The organism is Nannocystis exedens, from assembly GCF_002343915.1.
Taxonomy (GTDB): Bacteria; Myxococcota_A; Polyangia; order Nannocystales; family Nannocystaceae; genus Nannocystis; species Nannocystis exedens.
The window spans coordinates 5,377,152-5,403,310 of record NZ_NETK01000001.1 but is presented as its reverse complement, the minus strand read 5'-3'; the positions used below and the strand labels follow the sequence as shown (position 1 = coordinate 5,403,310).

Here is a 26,159-nt window from a genome sequence, read left to right as displayed (position 1 = left end):
GCCGTCCACTCTACTACGGGGATGCCGGGCTCGGGACGGGCGGAGACGAGGCGTTGCCGGCCCCCGCGCTCTCGACCGAGAGCGGCAGCTCGACGCAGAAGGTCGAGCCCCGGTCGACCTCGCTCGACAGGCGGATCCGCCCGCCGTGCGCCTCGACGATGGTGCGAGTGATGTAGAGGCCGAGCCCGAGCCCGCCGTAGTTCCGCGACGAGACGCCGCGACGGAAGCGCTCGAACAGCTGCGACTGCACCTCGGCGGGGATCCCGATCCCGTGGTCCGTCACCGAGAGCCGCGCGACCCCGGCTTCCGCGGTGACGGCGATCTCGATCGGCGCGTGCTCGCCGAACTTGATCGCGTTGGCGACGAGGTTGGTGACGACCTGCTCCAGGCGGTACGGGTCCCACTGACCGATGACCGGCTTGTCCGCGCGCAAGGCGAGCGTGCTGCCCGACCGCGCGAACTGGTCGTCGAACTGGGTGACGGCCTGGGTGACGAGCTCGCGCAGATCGACGGGCGCCCGGTTCAGGTCGAGCTGCCCCGCCTGGATCCGCGAGACGTCGAGGAGCATGTCGACGAGGTCGGCGAGGCGCTGGACCTGGCGGCTGGAGAGGGCGACCGCGGCCCGCACGCGCTCGACGTCCATGCCCCGCGAGAGCCGCTTCTCCAGCGATTGAATGGCGAGCTGCAAGCTGGTGAGCGGGGTGCGGAGCTCGTGCGAGGCGATCGAGAGGAAGTCGTCGCGCTGGCGGACGGCCTCCTCTGCCGCGGCGCGGGCCCGCCGCTCGTCCATGAGGAGTTGATCGCGCTGCTGCTCGGCGTGCACGCGCGCGCTGACGTCGCGGAAGCTCCAGACCCGCCCGACCACGCGCTCGCCGAGGCGCTGCGGCTGCGAATAGCGCTCGAAGACCCGCCCGTCCGTGAACTCGATGGTGCTCACGTTGCTCTCCTCGGGCGCGGCGTAGAGGGCCTCGATCCCGCGCAGGAAGGCCTCGGGTTCGCGGAGCTGGTCGCAGACGTAGGTCCGAAACGCCTCATCGGACTCCTCGGCGAGGACCTCGGCGGGGACGCGCCACATCTCCACGAACCTGCGGTTGTAGCGGATGACGCGCTGCGCGCGGTCGACGACGAGGATGCCGTCGGCCGTCGATTCGAGCGTCGCCTCGAGGAGCGAGTGGGAGCGGCGCAGCACCTCCTCTGCGCGCTTGCGGGCGGTGACGTCGGTCGAGATGCCGCACACGCCGTCGGGGTGGCCGGCGGGATCGCGGAGCGGGAACTTGAGGGACAGGTACGTGCGCGTGCCGTCGCTCTGGGGCGCGACCTCCTCGACCTCCATCAGTCGATCCTGCGCGAGCACCAGCAGGTCGTTGGCGCGGTAGCCGTCGGCCTGGTCGCGCGGGAACAGCTCGTGGTCGGTCTTGCCGAGCACCTCCCGCCGGCTGATGTGGAACAGCTCCTCGAACCCGCGGTTGACGAGCATGTAGCGGCCCGCGAAGTCCTTGGCGAACACGACGGCGGTCGTGTTGTCGACGATGGCTTGCAGCAGCGCCTGATTTTCGCGCAAGAACGCCTCCGCCCGCCGGCGCTCGGCGTTCTCCTGCTGCAGGTCGGCGTAGAGGCGGGCGTTTTCGATGGAGATCGCCGCCTGGGCCGAGAGCAGACGGATGAGCTCGACCCGGTCGGGGGTGAAGGCCGAGCGGGTGAGGTCGTTCTCGAGGTAGACGATGCCGGCGAGGCGCCCCTTGTAGACGATGGGGGCGGCGAGCGAGGAGCACGGGGCGGCGCCGACGAAGCGGGGATCGCCGCCGAACGGCCCGTCGCTCGCGCGGTCGTCGAGGAGGACGGGCTCGCGGGTCCGCGCGACGTAGGTGATGACGCTGCGCGGCAGGTCCGAGCGGCTCTCGAGCGGCGCCGCGCCGAGCACGTGGACGGCCGCTTCGCCGGTGCGGTGCTCGGCCTCGACGACGAGCCGTCCGTCGCGCAGCAGCAGCAGCACGCCGCGCCGCGCGCCGGCGTTCTCGACCAGGATCCGCATCAGCGCGTCGAGCAGGCGGTCGAGGACGATCTCGCCGGAGATCGCCTGGGAGGCCTTGAGCACCGAGGCGATGTCGAGCGCGGCGCCGCCGGGCGCGGCGAGGACCTCGGCGGGGACGAGCTCGGGGTGCGAGCGCTCGAGGCGCCGCATCGCCTCGGTCGCGCCCCAGCGGCCGTAGGCCCGGTGCGCCTCGGTGAGGTAGGCGCGCGCGACGGTGGTCTTGCCGCGCGCGAGGAAGCAGAGGCCGGCGAGCTCGTTGGCGAGGGCCTCGTCGTGGAGGTAGCCGCCGCGCTGGGCGAGCGCGATCGCCTCGTCGTAGCGCTCCTCTGCGGCGCGCGCGTCGCCCCGCGCCCGCTCGAGCTCCGCGCCGAGCAGGGCGCTGCGGTGGGCCAGGTTCTCCGGGCACAGGTCCGCCCAGCGCGCGAGCTTCTCGGCGAACAGCTGCGCGCGGGCGAGGAAGCGCGCGCGCTCGTCCGGCGGGGCCAGGTCCGCCGCCCGGGTGAGCGCGACGCCGGCGTAGCAATGGAACGCGGGGTTGCCGAGCCAGGCCGCCACCGCCGGGATGTCGACGTCGAGCGTGAGCGCGACGCGGGCCGCCTCGGCGAACGCGCCCTGGAAGACGCCGAGGAGCACGACGTAGAAGTGGGCGAAGAAGAGCGAGGCCTGGTTGTCGATCCGGCGCGCCTCGGCCACGACCTCGTCGATGTCGACCCACTCGCCCTTGAGCGCGGTCGGGCGCGCCGTCTCGACCGAGAGCTGGTGCGCGAGCTGTCCGACCGCGCCGACCGCCCAGGTGATGGCGTTGAACTTGTCGAGCTTGTGGATCGGCTGGCAGCTCTGCGCCTCGGCGAGGAGGTCGGCGAGCGGGAGGCCGCGCAGGAGGCTGTTGGTGATCAGGTTGGCGGCGTTGTAGAACGCCCAGATGTATTGGCCGGTCTCGAGCCCGGCGTGCATGCCGAAACGCAGCGGCGCTCTGCAGGCGGCGTAGCCCTCCTTCCAGTGCTGAATGAAGGCCCCCCACATGTTGCAGAGCACCGGCTCGGACTTCTTGTCGGGGTACCGCTCGGCGAGCTCCGCGGCGATCCGTCCGAGGCGATAGCCGAGCTCGATGTCCCCCCGGGCGCACAAGAACATCCCGAAGTGCACGCAGCCGTAGATCGCGGTCTTCGACAGCCCGTGGCGCAGCGTGTTCTCGAGGATCTTGGCGACGGTGATGCCGAAGTTGAGCGAGGCCAGGAAGTAGCAGGGGACGAACAGCTCCTGCAGCACGTCCTGCATGACGCAGATCTCCGGGTCCTCGAGCGGCGGCAGGCCCGGCAGCGCCGCCAGCGTCCGCTCGCGCAGCAGCGCCATCGTCGCGCCGATCTGGGCGTCGAGCATGGCCTGGTCGGGGAAGAGCGGCAGGTCGAGCCCGAGCGGGCGCAGGGCCGCGAGCCCCTCCTCGAGCGCGGCGGGCAGGTCGTTCTTGAGCACCTGCACGTTCATCTTGAGCCGCAGCACCTCGGTGCGATCGAGCCGGCTCGCGGCCCGCTGCAGGCAGTCGGAGAGGAGCGCGAGCGCGTCGTCGTGCCGGCCGCACAGCGCCAGCATGAGCGCGGTCCGCTTCGCGTACTCGAGGCGGAGCGAATACTGCGACGTCCAGGCGTCGGCCGGCAGGCGCTGCAGGCCCGACTGCAGGTAGCGGAGCGCGGCGCCGAAGGCCGCCGACTCCTCGGCCCGGACCGCGGCGTCGAGGCTCATGCGGGCGACGCACAGGCGCTCCTCCGGGTCCGACACGAGGTCGCCGGCGCTGTTCAGGTGGCCGACGACGTCGAACAGGCTCTGGCTGTCCTCGAGGTCGAGCTTGCCCGCGAGCAGGCGGCCGATCCGGAGGTGGAACGCGGGCCGGTCCGCCGCCGGGATCATCGCGTACGCGCTCTCCTGGACCTTGTCGTGGGCGAAGCGGTAGCCGTCGCGCCCGGCGATCACGAGCCCCTCGCGCACGGCCGGATCGAGGCGGGCGTACGCGTCCTCCGGCGAGCACTCGCTGACCGCGGCGAGCACGTCGAGGTCGAACCGGTTGCCGATCGCCGCGGCCAGCTGGAGCGCCTTCACGGTCGAAGGGGGCAGGCGCGCGATGGTCCGCACCATGAGGTCGACCACGTTGTCGGTGTAGCCGAGCGCGTCGATCGCCGCGAGGTCCCAGGACCAGCCCGCGCCGGGCGTGTACGCCAGCACGCCGTGGTCGTACAGCGACCGCACGAACTGCTTGACGAAGAACGGGTTGCCGCCGGTCTTCGTCTGCACCGCGTCGGCGAGCGGCCCGCAGTCGTCGCGCCCCAGGCTGTCCGCGAGCATCTCGAGCAGGTGCGGGCGCGCGAGTGGGGCGAGGACGATGTCGTGGACGACGAGCTCGGCCTCCTCGATGGTCAGGAGGAACGGGTGCCCGGGCGACACCTCGTTGTCGCGGTAGGCGCCGCAGAAGAACAGCGCCTCGAGCGAGTCGTCGGTGAGCAGCACGCGGAGCAGGCCGAGGCTCGCGGGGTCGATCCACTGCAGATCGTCGAGGAACAGGACCAGCGGATGGGCACCGCGGGCGAACACCGAGACGAACTGCAGGAAGGCGCGGTTCAGGCGGTTCTGCGCCTCGATCGGGCCGAGCGCCGGGACGGGCGGCTGGGCGCCGATCACGTGCGTGAGCGACGGAATGACGTCGCAGACGACCTGCGCGTTCGTCCCGAGCGCCTCGGCGATGGCGCTCCGCCAGCCGAGGATGCGCGCCTCGCTCTCGCTGAGGATCTGCCGCACCAGGCCGTCGAACGCCTGGATCACCGCGCTGTAGGGCGCGTCCCGGTTGTACTGGTCGCACTTGCCGCTGGTGAAGTAGCCCTTCTGCCGCGCGAGCGGCTTCAAGATCTCGTGCACGAGGGAGGACTTGCCGATCCCCGAGTAGCCGGAGACGAGGACGATCTCGCGGCTGCCCTCGAGCGCGCGCTCGAACGCGGCGGTGAGCGCCGCGACGTCGTGCTCGCGGCCGTAGAGCTTCTGGTGGATCCGGAACAGATCCTGGCGATCGCGCTCGCCGGCGACGAAGGGCGCGATGGTCCCCGTGACGCGCAGCTCCTCGCGGCAGCGCTCGAGGTCCGCGAGCAGGCCCTCGGCGCTCTGGTAGCGGTCCTCGGCGTTCTTCGCCAGCAGCTTGAGCACGACGCCGGAGACGGCTTCGGGGAGCGTCGGATCGACGCGGAGCGGCGGCACGGGCGCGAGGGCGAGGTGCGCGTGGATGAGCTCCATCGGGTCGCCCGCCGCGAACGGCCGCCGGCCCGTGAGCGCCTGATACAGGACGACGCCGAGCGCGTAGAAGTCGGCCCGGTAGTCGACGCCGCGGTTCATGCGGCCGGTCTGCTCGGGGGAGACGTACGGCAGCACGTCGGCGAGCACCGCCGGCGCGTACAGCTGCTCGTGCGCGCGGGTCAGCTCGGCGTCGACGCCGAAGCCCGTGATCTTGATCGCGCCGCCCGCCCCGATCAGCACGTTGTGCGGCCGCAGATCGCCGTGCATGAGCCCCGCCGCGTGCACCGCAGCGAGGCCCTCGGCGAGCGCGACCGCGAGGGCGAGCGCCTCGTCGAGGCGCATGCGGTGGGACGGACACGCGGCGAGGATCGCCGCGAGCTCGCGGCCCGGGAAGTCTTCGGTGACGACGATCAGGGCGCCGGCGAGCTCCTCGACGCCATGCACCGTGACGAGCCGCGGCGAGGCGAGGCGCGCGATCCGCTCGTACTGATGCTTGAAGCGCGCGACCTCGGCGCCGGTCGAGCCCTCCGCGCGCAGGACCTTCAGCAACACCGGCGCGCCGTCGTCTTCGCGGCTCGCGCGGTAGGTGCTGAAGGTCGTCGTTTCCTCGATCTTGTCGCGGAGCGCGTAGCCTCTCACGGCGATCATTCAAGACCTTGCTCACCCGTGAACGCGCGCTCGTACAGCCGGCTCGACCCGGGACTCGGCGATCACCCCGCCTGCGGGAGGCGGCGGTCGGGCGTAACCAGGGTAAACACCCCGCCCCGACTCGCAGATCAAATTCGCGACAATTTGAGCATCGGCTCAGGCGAGGGCCATGGCGAATGCGCGGCGCAGCGGAGGGCTATCGACAATCGGCGGCGGTCGATCACCGAGCCGCTGGCGGTTCGCCCGGACCACGCGCTGGCGCTCCTGGCGACCCGTGGCGGAGCGCTTCACGCAGGCGCGACGGCGGGCGACGTGGACGCCGCGCCCCGCCGACGGGCGTGCATCTGCTGTGATTCACGACCGTCGCGGCGGTCGGTCGAGCCGGCGGTCGTCCCGATTGTCTATCCGCCGAGACGCACGATATGGTTCCCAGTGCATGTCCTTTTCGACATGCTTCCAAAGTCATGTCCACACGCGCTACTTCGGAGTCGGCGCCGCCAGCAGCGCCCGCCCGCGCGGCGACAGCCGGTAGCCGACGGTTAGACTTTCGGTCAGGCCGAGCTCTTTGAGGCGGCGGACCCGCGCCTTGAAGTTCGGGGTCGGCAGGCCGGCTGCGGCGGCCAGGTCGGGCGCGCGCACGCCCGGCTGCGCGGCGATCGTGCGCAGCAGCTCGACCGCCCACGGCAGGCGCTCGAGCTTGGCCTGGAGCGCGGCCGTCTGCTCGGCGTCGGGCAGCGTCTCGCGCAGCGCCACGCGGGGGTCGGCCCCGGCCAGCGACAGCTCGACGCGGTACACCGTGCCCTCGTGCCCCGCCAGCTCGGCGCGCAGCGCCGCCAGCGACGGGCTGCCCGCGCGTCGGGCCTCGGCCGCCGTGATCTTGGCCAGCGCGACCGGCTCGACCGCCGCGATCGCCAGCACCCCGCGCGAGGTCCGCAGCGTCCCGCCCGCGCGGACCGTCGGTCGACGCCAGCGGCGAAACTGCAGCGTCACGCCGCCTTCGGCGATCTTCTCGAGGATCTCGCGCCGGATCAGCATCGCTCACCTCGTCACGGGGCGACCGTCGCGAGCAGCGCCGGATCGTCGGTCATGATGCCGTCGACGCCGCGGCCGATGAGGTCGACCATGCGATCCTCCTCGTTGACCGTCCACGGGTGGACCTTCAGCCCCAGCTCGTGGGCGAACGTCACCAGCTCGGCGCTGGTCAGGTCCCACGGCGAGTGGACGAACCGCGCCGGCGCCACGTACTCCGGGCTGCCGACCTTCAGGTACAGGTCGAGCACCTCCGGCGTGCTCAGCGACGTGAACACCTCCGGCGCCGCCGCCCGCACCGCCATGATCGTCTCGAGGTCGCCCGACGCGACCACCACCCGCTCGAGCGCCGCATGCTGTTCGAGCGCCGCCAGCAGCCCGTCGACGATCGGCGGGTCGGTCTGCTTGATCTCGATCAAGTAGTACGAATCGGGGAACTGCTCCAAAATTTCGTCCAGCGTCGGAATTTGGAGCCCCATCCCGCGGTACGGGAACGTCTGCCCGCCGTCGGGCGTGAAGCGGTAGCCCGCGTCGAGCGCTCGCAGCTCGTCCAGCGTCTGCGCCTTGATCGCCCCCGTCCCGTCGGTCGTGCGGTCGACCGTCGCGTCGTGCATCGCCACGAGCACCCCGTCGCTGCTCGCGTGCACGTCGAACTCGAGCACGTCGGCCCCGACCGCCAGCGCGTGCTCGAACGCCGGCAGCGTCTCCTCCGGCCGCAGCAGCCCGCCCCCGCGGTGGGCAATGTTCAGGAATTTGTCCGACAGCAGCAGGTTGCCGGGCGGCTGCCCCGTCTCGCTGCCGGCCTCGGTCGTGCTGCTCGACGTCGTCGGCGCCTCGCTCGTGCCGCCGGTCGTCGTCGAGCCGGTCGAGGTCGTCGTCGAGCCGCTCGCGTCACCTGTCTCTCCGGACATCCCCGGGGAGCCGCACGCCGAGCAGCTCAGCAACAGGGCAGCGCCGATCTCTCGCAGCATCCTTTCATGCTACCACGCCCGCCTCGCGGTGCTCGCTATCGCGCCGCTTGCGGATCGTCACGACGCGTCCCTGCTGCCCGCCTGGGATGACCCCAGGGCCAGCGGCTCGTGGCCGCATGGGCTCATTTCACCGGCGCGGGCCACAGCGAACGCTCGCCCCGAAACGATTGTGCTTTTGCGGCCGCGAGCCCGGAGCGGCGGTTGCAGTCGGGAGCGCTTCGAAGGAACCAACATGGCACGCGACAGTGTCGTCATCGCAGCGACGACCCTCGGTATGGTGTTTGCGCCGGCGCTCGCCCAGGCGCGGGGCCCCGACTTCGACCGCGACGGCTACGAGGATCTGGCGATCGGCGCCCCGGGCGAGAACGTGGGCTCCATCGCCGGTGCGGGCGCCGTCAACATCCTCTACGGGAGCGCGTCCGGCCTCGACGACCCGGCCGATCGCATCACCACCCTCTACCAGGACGCGCCGGACGTCTTCGACGCCTCCGAGGCCGGAGACGCCCAGGTGCTCTACACCGCCAGCTCCACCGCGCCCTCCCTCGTCGCCGGCGAGCAGTGGACCCAGGCCGACATCGACACCCAGCTCACCGAGCCCGAGGACACCTTCGGCGCGGCCTTCACGGCCTCGCGCCCGATCGGGGTGAGGCCCGCGAGCGAGTGCATCATGTGAGCCGGTCGCGCCCGCCTCGACATGTCCTTCGGGACATTCGGCCGGCGAGCCCGTCGCCGGCTGTCCTGGAGGACATATGACCGCGCCGCCTCACCCGCCGCGCAGCGCCGCCGAGCGCTCGGCGAACGTGCGCACGTGGTGGAGGATCGACCGCAGCTTGGGCAGCCCGGCCTGCGCGGCCGGGAACGCCACCTGGAGGCTGCGCTGGCGACCGATCAGCTCCGGCAGCACGGGCACCAGGAGCCCGTCGGGCACGCCCGGGTCGGGCAGCATCGCGTCGGGCAAAAAGCCGATCCCGAGGCCGGCGATCACCATCTGTCGCAGGCAATGCACGTCGGCCGTCACCAGCGTCGGCTCGACCTCGAACGACTCGCCGGCCAGCGACGGCAGCACGCGCGGGTCCTCGCCGGGGGGCGCCCACGCCAGCACCTCGTGGCGCGTCAGCTCCTCGAGCGTCTTCGGCGTCCCGCGGCGCTCGAGGTAGTCGCTCGACGCCAGCAGCCACTCCCGCAGGCGCCACACCTCGTGCGACAGCCACGGCCCTTCCGGCCCCTCCGGCCCGAAGTGGCACAGCATGTCGACGTCCTCGAGCGGGCCGGCCACCGGGTCCTCGCTGAAGCGGAGCTGCAGCGACAGCCGGGGGAACGTCTGGCGCAGCGCCGCGAACAGCGGCGTGAGCGCGTGCGGCGGCAGCCCCATCGGCATCAGGACCCGCAGCACCCCGACCGGCTCGCGCCCGATCTCCCGCACCGAGGCCACCAGCGCGCTCGCCTCTTGCAGCACGTGGCGACCCCTGGCGGCGAGGACAGCTCCGGCCTCCGTCACCACCACCCCGCGGGCGCTCCGCTCGAGCAGCGGCACGCCGGCGCGGGCCTCGAGCGCCTCGACGCGGCGCCGCAGCGTCGCCCGGGCCATGTTGAGCTGGGTCGCCGCGGCCAGGAACGAGCCGGTCTCGACCACTCCGAGGAAGGCCCTGAACTCTTCGAGATCCATCCGCGCCGATCGTAGCCGAGCCGACCTGCGCGCCGATAGCGGGCCGCATCGGGCGAGCGCGCGGAATCGCCCGAGCGAACGACGTACCGCCCGCAGCCTGCGCGCCACCTGTCCCTGAAGACATGTACCCGCCCTCGCGCTCGTCCGCGCTCGCCGGGCGATCGCACGCAGTGGCACGCGCCTTGACGGCGGCATACCCTCAGCGTCCCCATGGACCTCGAGCACCTCGAAGCACTCGCGCTCTCCGACGACCGCGCCGCCGCCCTCGCGGGCCTCTTGCCCGGCACGCCGGAGCACGACTACTGGCGCGGCGTGCATCTGCAGCACCAGGGCCGGCTCGACGACGTCGACGCGATCCTCGCCGGATGGAAGAAGCGGCACGGCCGCACCGACGAGCACCACGCCCGGCTGTCGCGCCGTCAGCTGCTCCTTCGGGCAGGTCGCGACCTCGGCGAGCACGCCGACGCCCTGCGCTTCGAGGCCCGCGTGCGGCTCGACGACGAGGCCGAGGCGGTCACCGCCGCCCACCGCTACCCCACGCGCCTCGACCCCGCGCTGATCGACCAGGCCGCGCTGGTGGCCGACGCGCGGGCCCGCGGCCATGAGCTCAACTACCTCACCGACTGGGCCCTGCCCGACCTCGTCGGCGAGAGCCTCGACGCGACCGAGCGGCGCAACCTGCTGCAGCGGCTGCAGCGCACCGACTTCCCCGGGCTCGTCGCCCTCGTCGCCGCCGACCTCGGCGAGAAGTCCTCGCGCGGGTTCGGCTCGCTGGCGGTGCACGCCCGCCTCACCCGCGCCCAGCTCGACGAGCTCGCCGCGCTGCGGCCCGAGCTGCGCAAGCACCCGCAGTTCGTCGCCGCCGTGCTGGTGCGGCTGCGGCCGCCGACCCATGTCGACTGGCGCACCGACCTCGCCGCGCGCGCCGCCTACCTCGCCGAGCTGTGGGCCTACGTCGCCACGCTCCCGCCCGCCTTCAACGCGCTCAAGGCCCAGGTCCTCTACCACCAGCTCGACCTCGACCGCCGCCGCGGCGTCCTCGACCGCGAGCGGTTTTTGCGGTACCTCGCGCTGCCGCGCAAGGTCCACTACGTCCCTGCCGAGTACCTGCGCCACGTCCCCTCCGACCAGCAGGTCGTGCCCGGCACCGACGCCGCCCAGTCCGCCGGCCTCGAGCCGGTCCCCGACGACGAGCCGCTGGTGCGCGAGTACCTCGAGCAGTTGCTGTTGCAAGAAGAGGGCGACGCCTTCGCCGAGTACCTGCGCGCCGACTGGCTCGAAGAGCAGCTCGCCACCGCCCGCCTGCTCGCCGGCGCCCCCGAGCCCGAGCGCTGGGCCGCCGTGCTCGGCCCGGCCCGCCTGGCCGCCCTGCGCGACCGCGTCGACCTCGAGCTCACCGTCCGCAACCCCGCGCGCGTCGCCGCCGACGCCCCCGTCGCGCTCGAGGCCTCAGTCAAGAACGTCCCGCGCCTGGTCGTCAAGACCTACCGCATCGATGCCGTCGCCCACTTCCTCGCCCGCCGCGCCGAGGTCGACACCACCATCGACCTCGACGGCCTGGTCGCCAGCGACGAGCAGGTGATCCTCGGCGACGCCCCGGCGATCCAGCGCGTGCGCCGGCAGATCGCCCTGCCCACTTGCAACCGCCCCGGCACCTACGTGATCGAGCTGATCGGCGGCGGCAAGTCGAGCCGCGCGCTGATCCGCAAGGGCGGCCTGCGCCACACCGTCCGCGTCGGCGTCGCCGGGCCCACGGTGCGCGTCCTCGACGATGCCGGCCGCCCGCTCGAGGGCGCGCGGCTCTGGCTCGCCGGCCGCGAGTACGAGCCGCGCGACGACGGGGCGATCACGATCCCGTTCTCGACCGCCCCGTCGCGCGCCACCGTCCTGCTGGTCCACGGTGACATCGCCCAGGCCGAGACCCTGCAGCACCCCGCCGAGCAGTATCAGTTCCACGCCGGCATCCACCTCGAGCGCGAATCCCTGGTGCCCGGCAAGACGGCGCGGATCTTGCTGCGACCGATGCTCACCGTCGCCGGCTGGCCCGCGCCGGTCGCGTTGATCGAGGACCCGGTGGTCGAGCTCGCCGTCACCGACGGCGCCGGCACCACGTCCACGAAGACCCAGCCGGTGGTCCTGCGCGACGACGCCGAGACCGTCGTCGAGCTCGTCGTCCCCGAGGACGCCGCCCACGTCTCGGTCACCGCGCGCGGGCAGGTCCGCGTCGCCTCGGCGCAGAAGACCGGCGACCTGGCCGACACCGCCAGCGCCGAGGTGGCGCGGATCCACCGCAGCGAGTCCACCGAGGCGCTGCACCTGTCGGCCGGCGCCGACGGCCACGTCCTCCACCTGCTCGGAAAGACAGGTGAGCCGCGGGCCGGCCGCGCCGTCGCGCTGAGCTTCAAGCACGTCGCCGTGACCTTCGAGCTGTCGACCACGCTCGAGACCGACGCCCACGGGCGCATCGAGCTCGGCGCCCTGACCGGCATCGAGCGCGTCACCGCCTCGCTGCCGACCAGCGAGACGCAGCAATTCCACCTGTGGCCCGAGCTCGACGCGGCCCGCACGATCCACGCCGTCGCCGGCGAGCAGGTCCTGCTGCCGCGGCCGCCGGCGATCGGCGCCGGCGACGTCTCGCTGGTCGAGCTGCGCGGCGGCGCCCCAGCGCGCGACGTCTCTTCCCGCGTGTCGCTCGGCGAGCGCGTGCTGGTCGTCGCCGGCGACCTCGAGGCCGGCGAGTACCTGCTGCAGAGCCGCGGCGTCGCCGACGTGCGGATCGTCGTCGTCCCCGCCGACACCCCGATCAGCGACGGCTGGGCCGCCGCCGGTCCGACCTCGATCGAGCTGTCGCCGCCGCTGCCGCTGCTCACCGGCCTGCGCGTCGACGGCGATCACCTGCGCCTCAAGCTCGACGGCGCCGGCCCGCTCACGCGCGTCCACGTGCTGGCGACCCGCTACCGCCCCGACCGCGCGCTGCCTTGCAGCCTGCGCCGCGCCCCGCGGCCGCCGCTGGCCGGCGCGGTCGCGCCGGTGCTGTCGCACTACGTCTCGGGCCGCGACATCGGCGACGAGTACCGCTACGTCCTCGAGCGCCGCAACCTCCCGCGGCGGCCCGGCATGCTGCTCGAAAAGCCAGGTCTGCTGCTCAACCCGTGGGCGGTGCGGACCACCACCACCGGGGTCCAGCACGCCAAGGGCGGCGGAGGCTACGCCGCCAGCCCGCCGCGTCCCCCGGCCGCGCCGGCGACCGCCGCCCCGCGCACCCAGGCGTCGATGATCGGCGAGCAGGGCGGCTTCGTCGCGCTCGACTTCCTGCCCGCGCCCGCGGTCGTGCTCGCCAACCTGCGCCCCGACGCGAGCGGCGAGCTGCGCGTCCCGCTGGCCGACCTCGGCGCCGCCCAGAGCGTGCGCGTCCTCGTCGTCGACCCGGCGCTCACCAGCGTCGCCGACCTCGGCCTTCCGCCCACCGAGCTGCGCCCGCGCGACCTCCGGCTGCGCTTCGCCCTCGCGCACGACCGGCACTTCACCGAGCTTCGCGGCGTCGACGCGGCTCCGGCCGGCGCCACCCTCGTCGTCGAGGACCTGCGCTCGGGCAAGCTCGAGCTGGTCGACACCGTCGCCCGCGCCCATCAAGTCCTGCTCTCGCTCGGCGCCCCCGACACGTTGCGCGAGTTCGCCTTCGTCACCCAGTGGCACGCCCTCGACGACGCCACCCGCCGCGCCCGCTACAGCAAGTACGCCTGCCACGAGCTGCACCTGTTCCTCTACTTCCGCGACCCCGAGTTCTTCGCCCGCGTCGTCCGGCCGTACCTCGCGCACAAGCGGCGCAAGACCTTCGTCGACCACTGGCTGCTCGGCGCCGACCTCTCCGGCTACTGCGAGCCGTGGGCCTTCGATCGGCTCAACGCGCTCGAGCGGGCGCTGCTGGCCCGCCGCCTGCCCGACGTGCGCGAGTCGATCGTCCGCCTGCTCGGCGACGCCGTCGACCTCATCCCGCCCGACCCCGAGCGCGACGATCGCCTCGTCGACACCCTGCTCGGCGCCTCCGCGCTCGAGGGCGGTGGGGTCGCCGCCGCCGCGGCGATGGACTTCATGGAGCGCGAGGTCGCCGCCGAGCCCGCCCCCAGGGAGAAGGCCAAGAAGCGCGACAGCAGGGCCCGCCGCGGCCGCAGCGAGGGGGACGAGCTGGCAGCCGACGCCGACGACGAGGAGGTCGAGCCCCAGTCCGCGGCCCTCATGGAGATCGGCGGCCCGCCGCCCGCGCCCGCCGCGGCGATGCCGATGCGCGGCCCCAGCCGCGGCGGCGGCGACTTCGGCGACGCCACCGTGGCGGCCGACCTGCGAGAGCGTCGCCGCAGCGCCCCGCTCTACCGCGGCGCCGACAAGACCCAGGAATGGGCCGAGTCGGATTGGTGGCACATCCGCGCCGCCGCGGCCGGCAACGCGCTGATCGCCGTCAATCGCTACTGGCGCGACTTCGCCCGCCACGATCCGGCGGTCGGTCCATTCCTGTCCCCGCACTTGGGCGAGTGCGCCGGCGACTTCGCCTCGGCGCTGTGCGCATTGGCGGTGCTCGACCTCCCGTTCGTCGCCGGCGCGCACGCCGTCGTCGTCGAGGACACGCGCCTCAGCCTCACCTGCGCCACCCCGGCCCTCGCCGCGCGCACGCGGATCGCGGCCGTCGAGGCCGAAGGCGACGCCCGCGACGCCCTGCTGGTCGGCCAGAGCTACGTCCGCAGCGACGACCGCTTCGAGTGGGACGGCGCCGAGCAGCGCGAGAAGGTGGTCGAGGGCGAGCTGCTGGTCGGCGTCGTCTATCGCTGCCTGGTCGTCGTCACCAACCCGACCAGCCGTTATCGCCGGGTCGCCGCGCTGCTGCAGATCCCCCGCGGCGCGCTGCCGGTCGCCAATGGTTTTTACACCCGCACCTTCAACCTCCACCTCGGCCCCTACGCCACCGAGCAGCTCGAGTACGCGTTCTACTTCCCGGCGCCCGGGCAGTTCCCGCACTTCCCGGCCCACGTCAGCCAGCACCGCGCCGATCGGGCCGAGCTGGTCGGCGCCGCCCCGCCGGCCTTGCTCGACGTCGTCGTCACCCCGACCCGCGTCGACGCCAAATCATGGGCTCACGTCTCGCAGCACGGCACGACCGACGAGGTCCTCGAGTTCCTCGCGACTGCCAACCTCGGCCGCGTCGAGCTCGAGAAGATCGCCTGGCGCATGAAGGACCGCGACGCCTTCACCCGCGTCCTCGCCCTGCTCACCTCGCGCCGCACCTACCACGATCGCCTGTGGGCCTACGCCCTGGCCCACGCCGACCGCCCGCGCGTGGCAGAGTGGCTGCGCCACCAGGACGCCTTCGTGCGCAAGGCCGGCCCCGTGCTCGGCGGCGGCATCGTCGACCTCGACCCGGTCGAGCGCAACTGGTACGAGCACCTCGAGTACGCCCCGCTGATCACCGCCCGCGCCCACCGCCTCGGCAGCAAGCGCCAGGTCCTCAACGACGCCCTCGCCGCGCAATACAACCAGTTCCTCGAGCTGGTCGCCCACCGCCCCGCGCCCACGCCCGACGACCTGCTGGCCGCCGCGCACTACCTGTTCAGCCTCGACCGCACCGACGACGCCCTCGCCGCGCTCGCCCGCGTCGACCCGGGCAAGCTGGCGACGCGCCTGCAATACGACTACCTCGCCGCCTACGCGGCCTGCTGCAGCGGCGATCTCGCGGCCGCCCGCGCCCTCGCCGAGCCGTGGCGCACCCACCCGGTCGACCGCTGGCGGAGCCGCTTCGTCGCGCTGCTGGCGATGCTCGACGAGGCCGAGGGCCGCGGCCCCGCGGCCGCCGTCGACGTCGACAGCCGCGAGCAACGCATGGACGAGCTGGCCGCCCGCCAGCCCGCGCTCAGCCTCACCGCCGAGCAGGGCCGGGTGATCGTCCAGCACCACAACGTGACGAGCTGCCAGCTCCGCTTCTACCGCATGGACATCGAGCTGCTGTTCTCGCGCCAGCCGTTCGTGCAGGGCGAGGTCGAGCGCTTCTCGTGGATCGAGCCGGGCGCGACGATCGACGTGACGCTGTCGGCGACCGAGGGCCGCACGGTCGTGGAGATCCCTCAGGGCATGCGCGGCGCGAACCTGGTGATCGACGCGGTCTCCGCCGCCGGCCTGCGCCGGTCGATCACGCACTACTCGCACGACCTGGCGACCCAGCTCGCGCAGCAATACGGCCAGGTCAAGGTCCTGCGCGCGTCGACGCAGGCGCCCCTGCCCGCGACGTACGTCAAGGTCTACGCCCGGCAGCAGGGCGGGACCGTGGCCTTTTACAAGGACGGCTACACCGACATGCGCGGCCGCTTCGACTACGCGACGCTGTCGACCGACGACCTCGACCGCGCGGAGCGGTTCGCGATCCTGGTCGTGAGCGACGAGGCCGGCGCGACGGTGCTCGAGGCCCCACCGCCTCCGCGGTGAGACGTTGCTTCACGAGACTCGCCCGCCGCGAGCGCCTGCAGCGATGCTCGCGGTCGGCGACGGCGCTCGCCGCATCCTGCGGTCCGTACGCCCGCCGCGGAGGGCCATCAGCAAGCGTTTAGACCGCAGCTCCCGCCGGAGTGAAAATTCCCGCGGCCAGCGCTACGCTCACGGCGATGCGTCGTCTCGCGCTCACCGCCCTCATGCTCGCCGCCTGCAACCGCGACGGCCACGAGACGGGCTTCAGCACGAGCGTCACGACCGCGCCACCACCGGGGTCCACCTCGAGCGGCGGTGACACGGCGACCTCGACGTCGAGTTCCACCAGTTCGGCCGAGGACTCGACGGCGGCGAGTTCGGAGGGCTCGGCGAGCTCAGCCTCGACGAGCTCGGGCGCCATCCCGGACTTCGGGACGTCCCCCGACGGCGGAGACGGCCCGCCCCCGGGCTGCAAGGGCAAGGTCGACTTCCTGTTCACGATCAGCGGCGCGCCGACCATGGAGCCCAAGCAGGCCCGGCTCAAGGCGAGCTTCCCGGGCTTCATCGCCACGCTCGAGAGCGAGTTCGCGGACTTCGACTATCACATCCTGTCTGCCAACACGGCCGGCTTCTGGGGCTATCCGAGCTGTGCCGGCTGCAAGGACGTGTGCGCGGAGCTCCCCGAGTTCCCGTGCGGCGTGTCCCCGCAGCCCTGCGACCTCGTCCGCGGCGCCGGCATGACCTACCCGATCGGCGAGGGCGCGAGCAACCAGCGGTGCGAGCTCGCCAGCGGCCTCCGCTACATCACCTCGGGCCAGCCGAACCTCGAGGACGCGTTCACCTGCATCGCCTCGATGGGGACCAACGGCGGGAGCGGCGTCGCGGAGGTCACGGCCATGGCCCTCTCCGACGACATCCATGCGCCCGGCGGGTGCAACGAGGGTTTTCTCCGCGATGACGCGCTCCTCGTCGTCGTGGCGATCCAGGACACCTACGACCAGGGCAGCGAGGGCACCGCGGACGACTGGAGGGACGCTTTGGTGGAGGCGAAGGGGGGCGACGCCGACGCGGTGGTCCTGCTCGTGATCTCGACGGACAAGGACGACCCCGCAGGGCTGTGCGGCTACAGCCCAGGCAGCGAACACGAGCTCCGCACGTGGACCGAGCTCATGCAGCCAAACGCCCTGTTCGGCTCGATCTGTGCAGAAGAGTACGGCGACTACTTCGCCACAGTGGCGAAGATGATCAAGTCGCAGTGCGACGTGTTCGTGCCCCAGTAAGCACCTACGGGTACAGGCGCAGGGCGAAGGCTCGCGGCTGCAAAGCATCGAACTCGCTGCCCGCGACGTACGTGTAGCCCCACGCATCGATCGCCAGACCAGCGGCCTCGTCGGGTCCTTGCCCGGGACCGTTGCGAACCACTTCCCACACTGGAGGTCCGACCGGCCCGGGGATGGCGAAGACCCACGCGTTCGCGTCGGTCTTTGGCTGCTGCCGCATCCCAGCGATGATGAGCTTGCCCTCGCGGTCTTCGCCGACGACCAAACCGACCGCGTCGTTCGAGGGCGTTGGCTCGATGCGTATCGCGGTCGGCTCTCCTGCAGCCGAGAACCAGCGCGTCACCACCTGGCGGATCGTCTCCTGGTCCCGCCCCCACCCAACCACCGCGAAGCCTCCGTCACGCAGCGGCGTGATCCCCATCCCGGCGTCCTCTTGGAGCTGTTCGCCCGGCGAGGTCCACTCGGCCAGCGGTTCGCCGTCTAAGCCATGGCGCAGGACGATCGTGCGTCGCACGAGTTCGTCGTCGACGGTCAGAAATTGGCGCTCACCGACGACCACGACCTCGTCACCGACGAGCGCCACGCCGCGCGCGACCTCGTCGAACCAGTTCTGCGGGTCATCCAGGAACGGCGCGGCGAACGCTCGTACATTCAGAAGCTCTCCCGTCTCGGCCGAGATCCACCAGACCCAGAGGTCATGGGTGCCCGGCCCTTGCGCGAACGCGCCGGCGAGGACGAGCACGTCGTCCACGAGGGCGATCGCGTTGACCGAGGTGTCGAGCGGCCCCGTCCAGGTCGGCCCCTTCGCCTCTCCGAATTTCACCCGCGACACCGCCCACTGCGTGGTGGCGGCGACAGGCTGTGTCCACGCCACGAACGCCGCGTCCTCGCCGGCAGCAGCGATCGCCGGCCCGCGCCCCCGCCCGTCACCGCGACCGGCCCGAGCAGCACCGGCGCCCCTTCCGGCTGTCCCTTCGTCCCATCGATGCGCACCGCCACCGCCTCGAGCCCATCCTGCGTCTCGAAGTACCCCGCCACGTCGATCCCGTTGCCACGCAGCGCCGCACTCGTAAAGCCATTGATCGGCCCCGCCTTCACGTAGGGCGGCCATACGTCGCTACCACCGGGCTGCACGTCGACGAGCAGCGCCTCGCTGCCCTCGCCACTGACGCCGTCGGCCGCATGGGCGATCGCCCGGATCGTGTGCGTCCCGTCGCCGGGGACATCTTCAGAAGTCACCTCGAACACGTGGACGGGGTTCCCGGGCGCGGCGCCGAGGACCAGCGGCACGTCCTCGTTTAAAAAGACGTCGATCGACGACACTGGCCGCGACGTCGACACGGACACCTGCACCGGCCCGACCGCGGTCATCGGCGACGGATCGAGCAACACCTCGACCTCGACCGGCAGCGCTGCCTCACCGCCCGAGCCCGATCCCTCGCTCGCGCCCGTCCCCTCACCGGTGCTGGTGCCGTCACTGTCGCTGCTCGTGACTGTCTGGATCTCCCCGGTCATGCTCGGGTCGCCCACGCTCGCCGCGCTCGTCGTGGTCGTGCAGGCGTCGAACTCGGCGCAGCCCACAGCCCGGTCCCACGGCGGGGTGCATGCCGCGCTCACGAGTGCGAGGGTGTTTATTAAAAACACGCGGAGAGGGTGGACATGCGGGGCCTCGTGGGCATTGGGTCAAAATCGCGCACGAAAAGCAACACCGCCAGGAACCGGAACAATTGCCGTCCGCGACGCGGTCCGGGCCATGCGGCGGGCACCTACACCGAGCAGCACGGCGCCCACGACGACGGACGTGCCGCCCACCAGCGCGAGCGCGAGGGTCGGCGGCCCGAGGCGCCGGTAGTCGTGCCGCAGCGCCGCGTCCTCGGCGAGCTGCTCCTCCGTTGCATAGCCATCGAACGACGCGTGCAGCACCTCCGCGGCGCGCCGGGTCTCGACCAGCCGCGACCCCGTGTAGCTCGCCACGCCCGCGAGCACGAGACCCAGCCCGAGCGTCACGCTGCCGCCGATGACCAGGCCGCGACCCGGGCGAGGCACCGACGTGGTCTCGCTCGCCGGCCGCCGCGTCACCGCCAGCAGGTCTCCCTCGGACGGCCCGGCGGAGGGCTTGGAGTTCAGCGTCCCAGGCGTCGCCTGCTCCGCCGCGACCGCATGCACGGGCGCGGGCTCCGAGGATGCCTTCGTCACGACCATCGCCGCCTCACCCGTGGTGTTCGCCGCGGCGTCCGGAGAAGGCTCGCCCGGCGACCTGCTCGCCGCGACGTCCAGGGTCGAAGGCTCGTCCGGCGACTTGCTCGTCGCGGCGCTCGCCGGCTTCTTCGCCACGCGCCCGCGCTCGCCCGGCGACCGATTTCTTAAAAAATTACCGCAGCGCACGCCTGCCTTGCGCTCGCGCGACGTGAGGTCCTCGAGCTTCGCCACGAAGCTCGCGCGCTGCTCGTCGGGTTGGTCGGCGATCGCCACGCTCTCGTCGTAGGCGCGGCGCGCCTTGCAGACGAGCGACGCCTCGCCGACCTCGTCGAATACCGCGAGGTAGGCCCGGTGCGCCGCGAACAGGTACATCGCGCGGTGCCGGTCGTTCTTCGCCGCCTTCGCGCGCCGCAGGAACAGCTCGGCCTCGCAGCGGTTGTCGGTGAGCTCGCACTCCGGGGTGCGGGCCGGGGCGGGGTTTGCGGCCTGCAGCGCGAGCAGGCACGCGAGGGACAGGGACATCGGGCTCATGGCATGTACTCCTCGGAGAACGACTGCTTGCCTGCCGGCGCGAAGCGGATCTTTCCAGTCGCATCGTCGACGCAGCGACGCACCGCGTCATCCGTGTTGCCGGGCAGCGCGACCTTGACGAACGCGGGTTGATTCTCCGCCGTCTCGAACTCGACCAGCAGCAGCCCGCCTGCCAGCTCCGAGCAGCGGCGGAGCGCGGGCCCGGCGTCGTCGAGCGCCTTGCGGACGGTCGGGAGCGGCGCGGCCTCGGTGAGCGTCGGCGACTCCGCGGTGGCCGCCGACGTGGGCGACGTCGGTGGTTCATTCGTCGACCTCGCCAGCAGAATCACCCGGGGCTCCGGCGCTCGCGGCGATTCGCGGAGCGCCTGCCAGATCACGACGCACAGCAGCGACGCGACGAGTGCCTCGCCGAGCACCGCGCGCCGCCATGACGTCGTCGCCGGCGAGGTTACGAGCGGCGCCGACGTCGCGCCCGCCTTCCCGTCGCCCGACGACGCCTTCGTGCGCGTCGATTCATTTTTCAAAATTGCCGGGGCAGTCGGCTCGGGCGTGCCGCTCGAACCCGCGGCCTCCGCCTCGACCTCGTCCTCGCAACACTCCTCGGCCCACTCCTCGGCGGCCGCGTCGAGCTTCCTTATCAAACCTTGCATGTCCACGCGCGCGGCAGGGTCGTCCTCGAGCGTGTTGAGCAGCGCGCTCGCCAGCGCGACCGGGCACGACGGCACGTGCTTTCGCGGCGAGACCCACTGATTTCGCTCGTCCCGCACCGGCCGCTTCCCGCTCAAGAGCTGGTAGAGCAGCAGGCCGAGCGAGAACACGTCGCTCTTGGCCGTCCAGCCCTTGCCGGCGCGGGCCTCGGGCGCGGTCCAGTCCATCTTCTCGAGCCCGCCGGTGCCCAGCTTCACCCGCGACTCGGGTGGCGTCGGGTAGCGTTGCGCGACGGTCGCATAGAACTTCGCCTCGAACTCGACCATCCCGCAGTCGATCAGCGCCGCCGTGGTCTCGCGCCCGAGGTCGAGCAGCACGTTGCGACCGTGGACGTCGCGGTGGACGATCCCGTGCGCGTGCAGGGCCGCGAGGGCGCCGGCGAGCTGTTTCCCGATCGCGATCACCTCACCCGGATCGAGCCGCCCGCCGCCATAGTAGAAATCACGCGCCGGCCGGCCCTGCATGAGCGTCATGACCAGGTAGGGCCGGCGGTGCGTCCGCGCCGTGCGGCACTCGAACAGCCGCGGCAGGGCCGGGTGCTGCACCGCGCTCAGCGCTCGCGCCTCGCGGGCGAAGCGGAGCCGCTCCTCGTCGTCCTCGCGGGCCGACTCGTCCAAAATTTTGAGCGCCACGTAGCGCGCCGCGTCGCGGTCGTACGCGCGATGGACCTCGCCCTTCGCCCCCGAGCCCAGCAGCTCGATCAGCTCGTAGCACCCCTCGAACAGGAACGGCGAACCGTCCTCGATGTGCGCCACGCGGACGCGCTCGAGCCGGCGCTGGAACTCCGCGACGCCGGCGATCCGGTCCTCGGGCCGCAGCGCCAATGCGTCCGCGACCAGGGCCTCGAGCTCGGGCGGGACGCCGCACTCGGGCCGGACCTCGCGCATCGGCCGGTAGTCGAGGTGATTGGGCAGCTCGCCGGTACAGAGCAGATAGATCGTCGCGCCGAGCCCGAAGACGTCGAAGCCGGGGTTCGGCCGCACCAGCGCCGCCTCGGGCGGGATGAACCCGTCCGTCCCGACGAGCTTGCCGAGCTCCGTCTGGTGCCGCGTCACGGGCTCGCCGTCCGCTACCTCGATCCGCTGCCAGTCCTCGACCTTCGCGCCCCCGAGGTCGATCAGCTTGACGAACGGGCGGCTCGTCGCGCTCTTCACCGCGACGATGTTGTTCGGCTTCACGTCACGGTGGATCACGCCGACCCGGTGGAGCGCCTCGAGCGCGCCGGCGACCTGCGTCATCACCTCGACGACCTCGAGCCAGTGCAGCGGGCCCTCCCGCAGCAGGCGCGCGTCGAGGTTCTCGCCGGAGAGCCGCTCGAGCACCATGAACGGCGCCTTCGCGTCGGTCTCGCCGACCGCGAGCACCTGCACGAGGTGCGGGTGGCGCAGGTGCGTGAGCAGCCGGCCCTCGTCGACGAAGCGCCGCCGCGCGTCCTCGTCGGCGCTCGTGAGGATCTTGATCGCCGCGTTCAGGTTCTTGCACGCCCACACGCACGACGACCCGCCGCTGCCGAGCAGCTCACCGAGCTCGAAGCGGCCCCCGACCATCCGCCGCCTGTCGCTGGCGCGCGCGCTCGCCGGCGCGCCCGGCGTCGGCGTGGGCTCGTCCTCGCCGGCGAGGGCGAAGAAGGTCCAGCTCCGGGTGTTCGGAGGTCGCGGCGGATCGAGGCCCTGCATCGCGGCTCAGGGTGCCAGATGAGCCTCACTCCAGGTCATGTTTGCGACCCGAACACACCCTCATGCACGTTCGGCCAAGTCGGCGGAGAGAGCAGCAAGAGAATAGAGCATGGCAGCCGAACATGTTTGAAAGGTCAGGTCGGCATCGCTTTGAACGATGGCGACTTGTCTGCGACAATGCGCTGGTCAGCGGCTCAGCCCGCGCGGCGTCGCTCGCGCCCCAGCAGAAGCGCTGTCGCGAATCACGCCACCCGCCATGAGCGACACCGATCCCGCGCCTCGCCGCCTCGGCACCCTCGCGCTGCGCTGGTGCGGGCTCGCCTACGTGTGCGCCGCCCTGCTCCTCGCGGGCATGATGGCGCAGCCGGTGCCGCTCCTGTTCGGCGTCGTGGCGAAGATCGTCTTCGGCGCCTTGCTCCTCGCAGCGGCTGGGCTGGGCGTCGCTGCGGTAGCGCTGGGCCTGGCGGCGATCTGTCACGGCATCTTCGCCCGTGGATCCGCCCGCGAGGCGCTGATCGGGCTCCTCGCCGTCGCGCTGTGCCTCGGCGGGCCCGTGAGCGTCTGGTTCGGCTCCGACCTGGTGTGGCCGATCGCGGGGCTCGCGATTCTCGTCTGGGCTGTCCTCGCGGACATTCACGACAAGCCGGCGCCGGCATCGCAGCGGCGGGAAGAAGCGCCGGCGAGCGAGCGGGTCGCGCCATGACGAGAGCCCGGCGCGTTCGCCGTGATGGCCACGTACGAGCGCCGCTCGTCGATCACGGCGTCTCCGTCTCCGCGACCCATTCGTCATTCCAGGCGTACCCGCTCTCACGGGCACGACATTCGATAGCGCCACCGTTCGAATGATTGGCGCGGCCGCCGCTGCACGGCGAGCCCTTCTTCTCCGCCGCTTTCGCGGTAATCACAGCACAGGCTGGCCGCGCTTTCGCGACCGGCACCGCTCGCCGCTTTCACGCCGGCTCGAATGCCGCGATCCGGCTCTCGGGACGCGCGTCGACGTCGACGCGGCGGCAGCGGAGCGGGCGTGGGTCCCAGTCGGTGCGCTTCGGCTTGTGCCCGGTCTCGGCCTGCGCCGCGGCCAGGGCGGCCTGCAGCTTCTCGGCGTTGAGCGGCTGGGGACCGTCGGCCTCGAAGAGGGCGGCGGCCCGCTCGAGCAGCGCGCGGTCCTCGGCGCTGGCAGGGCCACTGACCGCGACGCAGGCCGTATGGGTGCCCTCGACCACGTCGCGGAACACGACCGGACGCGTGGCATCCTCGCCGCCGAGCATGATCTCCTGTTCCACGCGCTCGCCGTGGTCCTGCTTCAGGGCCTCGTACGTCGCGGGCACCTCGGTGAGCTCGCCGGCGAGCAGCACGTGGCGCGACTGGTCGGTGTCGGGCGGCACGGCGGCGTCGACCCGGAGCCATCGCCCGGCGGCGAGCCGTTCGGCGACGCCGCGGTCGGCCTTCGCGGTCGCCAGCTCCCGCACGGTGGCGAGCGACCTCGCCCGCTCTCTCGCTCGCTCGCGCACTCGCTCGCTCGGCGGATCGGCCGGCTCGTCGTCGCAGGCGGGGAGCAGCGCGGTGGATAGAAGAAAATAGGTGAACAGCAGTCGGGAGGCGGACATCGCAGTTTTTCCTGGTCGTCACCTCCAGGTTCCACCGGTCGGCGGATCAATTGTCGAGTCGCCGAAAAAATCGTCCGTGCCGCCGGCGGGGGCCCTCGCGCGCCGCAGAACGCTGAAAGCGCTCCGGCCGCGCGCTCCGCGATGAAGCTGGTCCAAGAGACAGATCCGGAGGGCGACGCCCGTCGCCTGACGCGCGCAAGCGCGCCCGATCAATTGATCGCCGGGCGCCGGCCACAGACTCAGGCGATGGCCACCGATGCTCCGCTCATTCATCAGCTCCTCGAGCAGCTCGAGCTCGAGGGGGTCACCCACGTCTTCGGGGTCCCGGGCGGCCCGCTCAGCGCGTTGTTCGAGGCGCTGAAGGCCCGAGGGCGCATGCGCTTCGTCCTGGCGCGCCACGAGGCGGGCGCGGCCTTCATGGCCAACGCCCACGCGCGGGTCCGCGGCGAGCCGGCCGTCTGCTGCGTCACCTCGGGGCCGGGGGCCACCAACGCGCTGACGGGCGTGGCCTCGGCCCACGCCGACTCGCTGCCGGTCCTCTACCTCACGGGGCAGGTGGCGACCGGGATGTTCGGCCTCGGCGCGATTCAGGAGAGCACCTGGCACGGGGTCGACGTCGTGGAGATCTTGCGACCGGTCACGAAGCTGTCGGCGATGGTCGTGACGGCGCAGATGGGCATGCGAATGCTGCGACACGCGCTGCGCACGGCGACCACCGGCCGCCCCGGGCCGGTCCACCTCAACATCCCCGCCGACCTCGCGCGCGTGAAGGTGCCGTACGAGGTGCGCGAGCCGGCCAGCTACCGCCCGCCGTGCCTGTCGATGGCCCGCGCCGAGGACATCGAACAGGCCGCGCGGCTGCTGGCCGGCGCGCGGCGGCCGACGCTGTTCGCCGGCCACGGAGTCGCGCTCGCCCGGGCCGAGGCGGCGCTGCTGCGACTGGCCGAGCGGCTGCAGGCGCCGGTGGTGACCTCGCCGAAGGGCAAGTCGGTGTTCCCCGAGGATCACCCGCTGTCGCTCGGCGTGTTCGGGATGGGCGGCCACGCCCGGTCCGACCGCTACCTCGAGGACGACGACGTGATCCTCGTGATCGGCTCGAGCCTCGGCGAGTTCGCCTCGAGCGCGTGGAGCCAGCGGCTGCGCGCGCCGGGTGCGTTCTTGCAGATCGACGTCGACCCATTGCAGCTCGGCAAGAATTATCCAGTGACGCTCGGCCTCGTCGGCGACGCGCGCGCGACCCTCGACGCGATCACCGAGGCGCTCCCCCCCGGTCCGCCGCGAACGGCCCCGGAGGCGCTGGTGAACCTCACGCGCGAGGTGCCGCGGTGGGAGCAGGCGGAGCAGCGCGTCTCCGAGGCCTCGCCGCTCTCGCCGCCGCGGGTGATCACCGAGCTGCGCGCGGCCCTGCCCGACGACGGGCTCCTGTTCGTCGACACCGGCAACTCGAACCTGTGGGCCGGCCATCACTTCGAGGCGCGCCGGCCGGGCACGTACTTCAGCGACATGGGCCTGGCGGCGATGGGCAGCGCGGTCGCGGGGGTGATCGGCGCGGCGCTGGCGGCCCCGAGGCGGCGCGCCGTGGCGCTCACCGGCGACGCGGCGTTCGCCATGCACGGCTTCGAGGTCCACACCGCCGTCGAGCTCGGCGTGCCGGTGACGTGGGTGGTGCTCGACAACGCCGGCCACGGGATGATCCAGCAGGGCGAGCAGCTGGCGTTCGGCGGCGACGCCGGCTTCTACGGCTTCCGCCACCGGATCGACGCGGCCGCGGTGGCGCGCGGGTTCGGGGCCGTCGGCGTCGAGGTCGACGACGTGCCGTCCCTGCGCGCGGCTCTGCGCCAGGCCCTCGCCGGCGACCGCCCGACCGTGATCAACGTCCGCGTCGACCCGACCGTCATGGCGCCGACGCTGGCCCGCCGCGCCCGCGCGGTGGCGGAGTTCTTCGGTACCGATCGGTCGCCCGGCCCGGCAGGTGCGGCGTGATCACCGACGTCGAACTTTCCCGACCGCCGGCAATTCTTCTCCGGCACCCTTTGCGTGCTCGGCCCGACAGGCGCCACGTGATCCCCGACATCGAATTCCACGACCTCGA

14 protein-coding genes are annotated in these 26,159 nt (G+C 72.4%); 5 read left to right on the top strand and 9 right to left on the bottom strand.

The window, feature by feature from the left end; genetic code table 11:
* Positions 1-13: 13 nt before the first annotated feature.
* The 3 genes from NAEX_RS21285 to NAEX_RS21275 all read right to left on the bottom strand — a co-directional run bounded on the left by NAEX_RS21285 (position 14) and on the right by NAEX_RS21275 (position 7,953).
* On the bottom strand, positions 14-5,953 hold the full coding sequence (locus tag NAEX_RS21285) for an AAA family ATPase (RefSeq protein WP_096329317.1): 5,940 nt from the start codon (positions 5,951-5,953) through the stop codon (positions 14-16).
* Between the two features lie 477 nt (positions 5,954-6,430).
* Positions 6,431-6,988 carry an ASCH domain-containing protein gene (locus NAEX_RS21280; protein WP_096329316.1) on the bottom strand — a complete coding sequence of 186 codons (558 nt, stop codon included), beginning with the start codon at positions 6,986-6,988 and terminating at the stop codon, positions 6,431-6,433.
* Positions 6,989-6,999: 11 nt separating this feature from the next.
* Positions 7,000-7,953 carry a glycerophosphodiester phosphodiesterase family protein gene (locus NAEX_RS21275; RefSeq protein ID WP_096329315.1) on the bottom strand — a complete coding sequence of 318 codons (954 nt, stop codon included), beginning with the start codon at positions 7,951-7,953 and terminating at the stop codon, positions 7,000-7,002.
* 232 nt (positions 7,954-8,185) lie between these two features.
* Between NAEX_RS21275 and NAEX_RS52175 the strand changes: the two genes are divergently transcribed.
* Positions 8,186-8,626, top strand: a complete 441-nt coding sequence (locus tag NAEX_RS52175) for an integrin alpha (RefSeq protein WP_177325959.1) — start codon at positions 8,186-8,188, stop codon at positions 8,624-8,626.
* 90 nt (positions 8,627-8,716) lie between these two features.
* Here the strand turns inward: NAEX_RS52175 and NAEX_RS21265 are convergent, their stop codons facing one another.
* A complete protein-coding gene (locus tag NAEX_RS21265) occupies positions 8,717-9,619 on the bottom strand; it encodes a LysR family transcriptional regulator (protein WP_096329313.1) in 903 nt (300 codons plus the stop codon).
* Between the two features lie 210 nt (positions 9,620-9,829).
* Here NAEX_RS21265 and NAEX_RS21260 point away from each other — a divergent pair, with 210 nt between their 5' ends.
* Together NAEX_RS21260 and NAEX_RS21250 are read left to right on the top strand one after the other, a co-directional pair.
* Positions 9,830-16,087, top strand: coding sequence for a hypothetical protein (locus tag NAEX_RS21260; RefSeq protein ID WP_096329312.1), 6,258 nt, complete (start codon positions 9,830-9,832; stop codon positions 16,085-16,087).
* Between the two features lie 176 nt (positions 16,088-16,263).
* Positions 16,264-17,346, top strand: coding sequence for a hypothetical protein (locus NAEX_RS21250; RefSeq protein ID WP_143140801.1), 1,083 nt, complete (start codon positions 16,264-16,266; stop codon positions 17,344-17,346).
* 4 nt (positions 17,347-17,350) lie between these two features.
* Here NAEX_RS21250 and NAEX_RS21245 read toward each other — a convergent pair whose 3' ends face one another.
* The 4 genes from NAEX_RS21245 to NAEX_RS21230 all read right to left on the bottom strand — a co-directional run bounded on the left by NAEX_RS21245 (position 17,351) and on the right by NAEX_RS21230 (position 22,460).
* Positions 17,351-18,169 carry a hypothetical protein gene (locus tag NAEX_RS21245; RefSeq protein WP_143825603.1) on the bottom strand — a complete coding sequence of 273 codons (819 nt, stop codon included), beginning with the start codon at positions 18,167-18,169 and terminating at the stop codon, positions 17,351-17,353.
* Complete coding sequence (locus NAEX_RS21240) at positions 18,166-18,861, bottom strand: hypothetical protein (protein ID WP_170135884.1); 696 nt, start codon at positions 18,859-18,861, stop codon at positions 18,166-18,168. Before NAEX_RS21240 ends, NAEX_RS21245 begins: the two co-directional genes overlap by 4 nt.
* A gap of 168 nt (positions 18,862-19,029) precedes the next feature.
* Positions 19,030-19,917, bottom strand: a complete 888-nt coding sequence (locus tag NAEX_RS21235) for a hypothetical protein (RefSeq protein ID WP_143140803.1) — start codon at positions 19,915-19,917, stop codon at positions 19,030-19,032.
* A gap of 155 nt (positions 19,918-20,072) precedes the next feature.
* The gene (locus NAEX_RS21230) at positions 20,073-22,460 is read right to left on the bottom strand and encodes a protein kinase domain-containing protein (protein WP_096329306.1); all 2,388 of its coding nucleotides are present in this window, start codon (positions 22,458-22,460) and stop codon (positions 20,073-20,075) included.
* 352 nt (positions 22,461-22,812) lie between these two features.
* On the opposite strand from NAEX_RS21230, the gene NAEX_RS21225 reads away from it, so the two are divergent.
* The gene (locus NAEX_RS21225) at positions 22,813-23,163 is read left to right on the top strand and encodes a hypothetical protein (RefSeq protein WP_143825601.1); all 351 of its coding nucleotides are present in this window, start codon (positions 22,813-22,815) and stop codon (positions 23,161-23,163) included.
* A 247-nt stretch (positions 23,164-23,410) separates the two neighbouring features.
* On the opposite strand, the gene NAEX_RS21220 is transcribed toward NAEX_RS21225, so the two are convergent.
* Positions 23,411-24,067: a hypothetical protein gene (locus NAEX_RS21220; RefSeq protein WP_096329304.1), complete on the bottom strand. Its 657-nt coding sequence runs from the start codon at positions 24,065-24,067 to the stop codon at positions 23,411-23,413.
* Between the two features lie 246 nt (positions 24,068-24,313).
* Between NAEX_RS21220 and NAEX_RS21215 the strand changes: the two genes are divergently transcribed.
* Positions 24,314-26,050, top strand: coding sequence for a thiamine pyrophosphate-binding protein (locus NAEX_RS21215; RefSeq protein ID WP_170135883.1), 1,737 nt, complete (start codon positions 24,314-24,316; stop codon positions 26,048-26,050).
* Positions 26,051-26,159 lie beyond the last annotated feature (109 nt).